The following is a 6351-nucleotide window of genomic DNA, read 5'->3' as shown; positions in this document are numbered from 1 at the left end:
ATTATATATTTTACTCTATCAAATTTACCTCTTACCTTATCAAGAATATCCATTCTTTTTATATATGGAACTTTAGTTAAATCATTATCATTTAAATAAAGAATGTCAAAAAGAAATATTTTTAAATCAAATATATTTTCTTTCTCTTTTCTAAAAATAATACTCATTAAGTCTTGAAAAGATACAATTTCTTTGTTTTTATTAAATCCAACTAATTCTCCCTCAAGAATTAAATTATTCCGTAATATCATTTAAATTTCTTGAAAAAATTTTAACTTTATCTTTATCTTTATGAATCTGAACCCTAATACCATCATATTTATATTCAAAAGAAAAATTGTTTCCTTCACTAAATATTTCTTCAACAGAGTCAACTTTCTGAGCAAGCATCATTGGAATTGGTTTAAATATTTCTATTTTAAATTCTCCCTTTTTGAAATTTTCAAAAAGTTTCTTAAAACTTCCAGATTTTAAATAAAGTTCTTCTATTTCTTTTTCGCTTAAATTAAAATACAAAGCTATAGATTTTTTAAAAAGACCTTCTTTAATTCCACTTCTTGTCTCTTTTATTACTGCTTTTGTAAAATATTTTGCTTCAATATAAGAAAGTTTATTATATATTTCTATTAACCTTTGAACTCTCTCTTTTTTAACACCCTCTCCTTTTAATTCTTTAAATTTTAAAATTTCTTTATAGATATCCTCAATAGTAAAATCTGAAGGTTTTAATTTTCCAATTTTTAAAAAAACTTTTTCAACCCAATTACCAAAATCTTCAATATTTGAAAAACTTTCTAAAGTTGTTTTATTAGAAATGGTCTTTATTGCCTCAATAACTGTACTAACTCCAATATTTATATCTTTTTTTGAAAAGTTTTCGAATCTCCCGAGGGAAAGTTCTATAAAAATAGGAATTTCATCATAATTTATTTCAGAAAATATATCTTTTATCTTTTTAACTATATCATTTCTCTTTTTAATTTTTGATATTGATTCAATGAAATTTGAAAAATCATAAAATTTCATAATATAATTATAAATATAAAGCCGAAGTGGCGGAATTGGAAGACGCGGTAGACTCAAAATCTACTGGGGGTAAACCCCATGAGGGTTCGACTCCCTCCTTCGGCACCATTAATTGTAAAAATGGATATAAAAGAGAAAATTAAAGAGGAAATTGAACATTTATCAAAATTAATAGAAGATCTTATTTCTGGAAAAGAAAAGAACGAAGAAAAAATCTCAAATCTTATCTCTCTACAAACAATAATTAGAGGAATAAATCAAATTATTTTAAGAGTAAAAAATAAAAGTGATCTTTTTAAGGAAATTCTTGATTTATTAGTAACTCAAAAATATATAACTGGAGCTGTATTGGAGTATTAGAAGATGGAGAGATTAAAATTTATTCAAATTACTTAGATAAAAAATTAGAAGAGAAGCAAATATTATCAAAAGAAAGTGAATTTTTTGAACCATTTTATTCTGGAGAGATTAAAAAAATTAAGATAAATAATGAAGAAACTTTATCAGCAATCTCTCTTCCAGTTTCTGATGAAAAAGAAAAGGTTGGAGTATTAGTTTTATTTTCAAAAAAAGATAATTTTTTTGATCAAGAAGAAATTGATTTCTTGAAAGAAGTTACTAGAGATATCCTTGTTGGATTAAAAACTTTAAATTATGAAAAAAGATTAAAAGATTCTCTATTAAACCTTGCGAGAGGCATAACTAAAATAGTAGAATTAAGAGATCCAAGTTCAAAAAACCATGGAGAAACAGTTGCAAAACTTGCATATGAAGTTGGAAAAAGAATGGGCCTTGATGAAGAAAAATTAGATATGTTATACATTGCGGCATTAATTCATGATATAGGAAAAATTTCAATTTCTATGGAAATTTTAAACAAACCATTTAAATTAAGGGAAGTTGAATATGAATGGGTAAAACAACATACATATTATGGATATGAATATTTAAAAGATTTAAATTTCCCATTACCCATTGCTGAAATAATTCTTGAGCATCATGAAAGAATTGATGGTAGTGGCTATCCAAAAAAATTGAAAGGAAATGAAATTATGATTGAAGCAAAAATAATTGCTGTTTGTGAGGTTTTTCATGCCATGATATCACACAAACCCTATAGACCACCACACTCAATTGAGGAGACCCTTGACTATATTAGATCAAATAGAGGTATTCTTTTCGATGAAAAAGTAGTTGACACCTTTTTTGAAGTTATTAATGAAGGCATATTAAATAGATGATAAAAATTGAAGTTCTTGATGGAAAAAATAGTATAGGGGGAACAAAAATTTTAATAAGTAATAAAGATTTTTCATTTTTTCTTGATTTTGGGAAAAATTTCAAAACTTACTCTTTGTATTTTGAAGAATTTTTATCTCCAAGATCTTCAACAGGAATTTATGATTTGTGGAAATTGAATTTAATTCCTAGAATAAAAAATATTTATAGAGAAGATATTTTTCCACCATATTTAAATGAAGAGGCAAGAAATATAAATCTAAAATGCATATTTTTATCTCATGCTCATCTTGACCACTCTGGATATTTATCTTTAATAAAAGAAGATATACCAGTAATAACTTCAAGAGCAACAATTAAATTTTTAAAAGCAATAGAAAATATTAACTCAGAAATTTTTACTCAATTTACACTTATAAAAAAAAGATTTTGGAATGAAGATTTTGGCGAAATAATATCTAAAAGTTCTAAAACTAAAAAGAAAGAAAACTTAATTGATGAAGAAGACATTGAAAAAAATAGAAACTTTATACAAATAAATGAAGATAAATATGAAGATAAATTAGAAAATATTAAATTCATTTCTTATAAAATAGATCACTCAATTTTAGGTTCACTTGGTTTTTTCATTGAAATAGACGGAATTGGAATAGCTTATACAGGAGATATAAGATTTCATGGAAAAAATTCTCAATATTCATATAAATTTGTAGAAGAATTAAAAAAACTGAAGCCTACTATTTTAATAACTGAAGGAACAAGAATAAAAAAAGATAAGGAGAAATATGAAGAGGTAAATAGAAAAGAAGAAGATGTTTATAATGGAGCGATTAAAATTATAAATGATAATAAAAAAAAGTTAGTTATAGCTGATTTTGGACCTAGAAATATAGAAAGATTAGAGACTTTCTTAAAAATTGCAAAAGAGACAGATAGATATTTATTAATTACTTATAAAGATGCTTATCTTCTTGATTTATTAAAAGATGAAGAGAATATAATTGATGAAGAAAAAATAAAAATTATTCATGAGAAAAAAAGTGAAGATAGAAATTATATGAAAATGATAAAAGAAAAATATAAAGATAAAATTATAACTCCAAAAACTATAAATGCAAATTTTGGTGATTTTATATTATGCTATAGTTTTTATGATTTTGCAAATTTAATTGATTTAAATTTAAATGATGGAATTTATATTTATTCCTCAAGTGAAGCTTACACTGAAGAACAAGAATTTGATATAAAGAGACTTTTTAATTGGTTAAAATATTTTAATTTAAAAGTTTATGGAATTCAACTAATAGATGATGAACCTGTTTTTACAGGTGATTATCACTCTTCAGGACATGCTCATTTCAATGATATTATATGGATGATAAATGAAATAAATCCAAAATACATAATTCCAGTGCACACCGAAAATGTAGAGGAGTTTGTTAATATTTTTGGTGAAAAAAAAGTTGTAAAAGAAGAAGTTTTTGAACTATAATTTTTAGTTGAATTGCGGAAGTGGCGGAATGGCAGACGCGCTGGATTCAGGTTCCAGTGGGTTATCCCATGAGGGTTCAAATCCCTCCTTCCGCACCAAAGGTTTATAATATGTATAAATTAAACTTTATTGCTAAAGTTTTAGAAAAAGGAGAGATTGAAAATAAAAAATTTGTAATTTTAGATAATACATATTTTTATCCAGATGGTAAAGGTGGTCAACTTGGAGATAGAGGAAAAATTGAAGGAAAAGATATACTTTATGTTAAAGAGATAAATGGCAAAATATTTCATTTTTTATCTGATTTTCCAGAAAAAGATGAAGTAATCTGTGAAATAGATAAAAATAGAAGAGTAGAAATTTCTAGAGAACACACTGCACAACATATTTTATCAAGGGTTATCCTAAATCTCTTTAATTTAGAAACTTTAAGTTTTCACATGGGAGAAGAATATTCAACAATTGATATACCTTACATTGATTTTAAAGATGAAGATATTGAGAAAATTGAATTAAATATTATGAAAGTAATAGAGGAAGGGAGGTTAGTTAAAAAATATTTTATAGATGAAAGTGAGGCAAGAAAACTAAATTTAAGAAAAGAAGAAGAGATTAAAGAAAAAATAAGAATAGTTGAAATTGAAAATTTTGATATTACAATGTGTGGTGGTACTCATGTAGATAACACAAAAGATATCTTGATTTTTAAATTAACAAAAACAGAAAAAATAAAAGGTAATTTATTAAGAATCTACTTTAAAAGCGGTTATAGGGCATATTCAGATTATTTAAAAAAAGATTATATTTTAAAAAAAATATCTAAAGAAAATAATATTGGAATAGAAGAGATTGATATTTTTTTAAGAAATTTAAAAGACGAAAGAGAAGAAAATTATAAAAAATTAAAATTAATAAAAGAGGAGTTTATAAAACTCTATTTAAAATCAAATAATTCAAAAAAAATTTTAGAAAATATTGATTTTTTAAATCAAGAAGATTTTGTTTATATTGGAAAGGAACTTTTAAAAAATGGTTCAAATTTTGTCTTTCTTTACAATAAAGATGTTGGAGTTATATTTCTAAATGAATGTCAAAATTTGAATTATCATTATATTTTGAATAAACTTAAAGAAAATTTTAATATAAAAGGAGGAGGAAAAGATTTCATTTCTATTAAACTAAATAATAATGGAAAGGAGATAGAAAAATTCTTATGTCAAATGATAGAATAGCAATAATTTCAGATATTCATGCAAATATTGAAGCACTTCATGCTGTCTTGGATGATATAGAAAAAGAAAATATAAAAAACATAATCTGTTTAGGTGATATAGTTGGTTATGGACCAAATCCTCATGAAGCAATTGAATTAATAAAAGATAAGGCTGAGTTTATTATAAGAGGCAATCATGATGAGGGACTTGTTGATGAAATGGTAACTTTTGATTTTAATTCATATGCTATAGAAGCGCTAAAATGGCAAAGAAACATATTAGATGAGAAGGATAAAATATTTTTAAAAAATCTTCCCTACTTTCTTAAATTTGATACATTTGAAATTGTTCATGGATCTTTATCAGATTTTTTTAAATATATAACAAATATAGATGAGGCAATTTTTGAAAAAAAGTATATGAAAAGGAATATTTTATTTATTGGTCATACTCATAGAGCTGGAGTTTTTGATTTAAATGAAAAAAAATTTTATCCATTTCCAAATGGAGGTGAATTTACAATTCTTCCAGATAGATTTTATATAATAAATCCTGGCAGTGTTGGACAACCAAGAGATTTTAATCCATTATCTTCTTATCTAATCTATTATAAAAATGAAAACAAAGTTAAAATTAAAAGAGTAATTTACCCATTTGAAATTACAAGAGACAAAATTTTAAAGAATAATTTACCACAATTTTTAGGTGACAGATTAATTGTTGGTTATTAAGTTTAAAATTTCTCTAATATCTTTAACTTCTACTCCAAAATGTATAGTTTTAATTCCAATTTTTTGTGCTGGAATTATATCCATTTCAAAATCATCACCAATCATAATTGCATCTTTAGAATCTGCGTTTAATTTTTCAAGTATTTCAATATAATATTCTATATTTGGTTTTGCATAATGCATATTTTCCATTGTTGTTATAAGGGGAAAATTAATATCAATCAAATTTGCCCATTTAATTCTCTCCATTATTGCGATTTCTGGAAATATTGAATTAGTTGCAATTATAACCTTGAAATTTTTTTCCATTAATTTTAAAACAACTTCTCTTCCTCCATCTCTTGGTTTTCCAAAAATTTTAAGCTTTGGAAACTCTTTTAAATAAAAATCTAAAAAAGTTTCTTTTAATATTTTTTGTTCAACTTGAGACAACTCAATAAATTTTTTGTAAAATTTATCAACATTTAATTCTCCATTTTTTTCATTAATCATATAGTCAACTGAAATTTTAAGAATTTTTAATGGATCTTTATCTTTAATAATTTTTGCAAGTTTAGGTATTAGAAGAGTAAAATATGATTTCAAAAATTCATCAAAATTAATATCAAGAAGTGTTTTATCTAAATCAAATAAAACAAGCTTCATGCTA

8 protein-coding genes and 2 tRNA genes are annotated in these 6351 nt (G+C 24.2%); 7 read left to right on the top strand and 3 right to left on the bottom strand.

Annotated elements, in window-relative coordinates; genetic code table 11:
• Both N3D74_05580 and N3D74_05575 read right to left on the bottom strand, forming a co-directional pair.
• A partial coding sequence (locus tag N3D74_05580; GenBank protein ID MCX8095636.1) for a hypothetical protein occupies positions 1 to 251 on the bottom strand: 251 nt, incomplete at its 3' end.
• Positions 235 to 1026 carry a hypothetical protein gene (locus N3D74_05575; protein MCX8095635.1) on the bottom strand — a complete coding sequence of 264 codons (792 nt, stop codon included), beginning with the start codon at positions 1024 to 1026 and terminating at the stop codon, positions 235 to 237. The genes N3D74_05580 and N3D74_05575, both read right to left, overlap by 17 nt.
• A 20-nt stretch (positions 1027 to 1046) precedes the next feature.
• On the opposite strand from N3D74_05575, the gene N3D74_05570 reads away from it, so the two are divergent.
• The 7 genes from N3D74_05570 (at position 1047) to N3D74_05540 (ending at position 5702) form a co-directional block, all read left to right on the top strand.
• Positions 1047 to 1134 (top strand) — tRNA-Leu (locus N3D74_05570).
• A complete protein-coding gene (locus tag N3D74_05565) occupies positions 1105 to 1386 on the top strand; it encodes a hypothetical protein (protein ID MCX8095634.1) in 282 nt (93 codons plus the stop codon). Before N3D74_05570 ends, N3D74_05565 begins: the two co-directional genes overlap by 30 nt.
• 245 nt (positions 1387 to 1631) lie before the next feature.
• Positions 1632 to 2267 (top strand): HD-GYP domain-containing protein, encoded by a 636-nt coding sequence (locus N3D74_05560; GenBank protein MCX8095633.1) that lies wholly within the window; start codon positions 1632 to 1634, stop codon positions 2265 to 2267.
• Entirely contained in the window at positions 2264 to 3757 is a 1494-nt protein-coding gene (locus N3D74_05555; protein ID MCX8095632.1) for a ribonuclease J, read from the top strand. The genes N3D74_05560 and N3D74_05555 overlap by 4 nt, the downstream gene beginning before the upstream one ends.
• A 14-nt stretch (positions 3758 to 3771) precedes the next feature.
• Positions 3772 to 3855 (top strand) — tRNA-Leu (locus N3D74_05550).
• A 12-nt stretch (positions 3856 to 3867) separates the two neighbouring features.
• Positions 3868 to 4989: an alanyl-tRNA editing protein gene (locus N3D74_05545; GenBank protein ID MCX8095631.1), complete on the top strand. Its 1122-nt coding sequence runs from the start codon at positions 3868 to 3870 to the stop codon at positions 4987 to 4989.
• Positions 4971 to 5702: a metallophosphatase family protein gene (locus N3D74_05540; protein MCX8095630.1), complete on the top strand. Its 732-nt coding sequence runs from the start codon at positions 4971 to 4973 to the stop codon at positions 5700 to 5702. Before N3D74_05545 ends, N3D74_05540 begins: the two co-directional genes overlap by 19 nt.
• Here the strand turns inward: N3D74_05540 and N3D74_05535 are convergent.
• Positions 5685 to 6347, bottom strand: coding sequence for an HAD family hydrolase (locus N3D74_05535; protein MCX8095629.1), 663 nt, complete (start codon positions 6345 to 6347; stop codon positions 5685 to 5687). The genes N3D74_05540 and N3D74_05535 overlap by 18 nt on opposite strands.
• Positions 6348 to 6351 lie beyond the last annotated feature (4 nt).

It is taken from the genome of Caldisericia bacterium (genome assembly GCA_026414995.1).
GTDB lineage: Bacteria > Caldisericota > Caldisericia > B22-G15 > B22-G15 > JAAYUH01.
The sequence above is the reverse complement of the archived record's forward strand: the minus strand, read 5'-3'. Positions and strand labels throughout refer to the sequence as shown.

Excerpts from the sequence above, each read along its gene's own strand:
- N3D74_05575 (MCX8095635.1), bottom strand. The coding sequence starts at position 1,026 with ATGAAATTTTATGATTTTTCAAATTTCATTGAATCAATATCAAAAATT.
- N3D74_05565 (MCX8095634.1), top strand. The coding sequence starts at position 1,105 with ATGAGGGTTCGACTCCCTCCTTCGGCACCATTAATTGTAAAAATGGAT.
- N3D74_05555 (MCX8095632.1), top strand. The coding sequence starts at position 2,264 with ATGATAAAAATTGAAGTTCTTGATGGAAAAAATAGTATAGGGGGAACA.
- N3D74_05545 (MCX8095631.1), top strand. The coding sequence starts at position 3,868 with ATGTATAAATTAAACTTTATTGCTAAAGTTTTAGAAAAAGGAGAGATT.
- N3D74_05540 (MCX8095630.1), top strand. The coding sequence starts at position 4,971 with ATGTCAAATGATAGAATAGCAATAATTTCAGATATTCATGCAAATATT.
- N3D74_05535 (MCX8095629.1), bottom strand. The coding sequence starts at position 6,347 with ATGAAGCTTGTTTTATTTGATTTAGATAAAACACTTCTTGATATTAAT.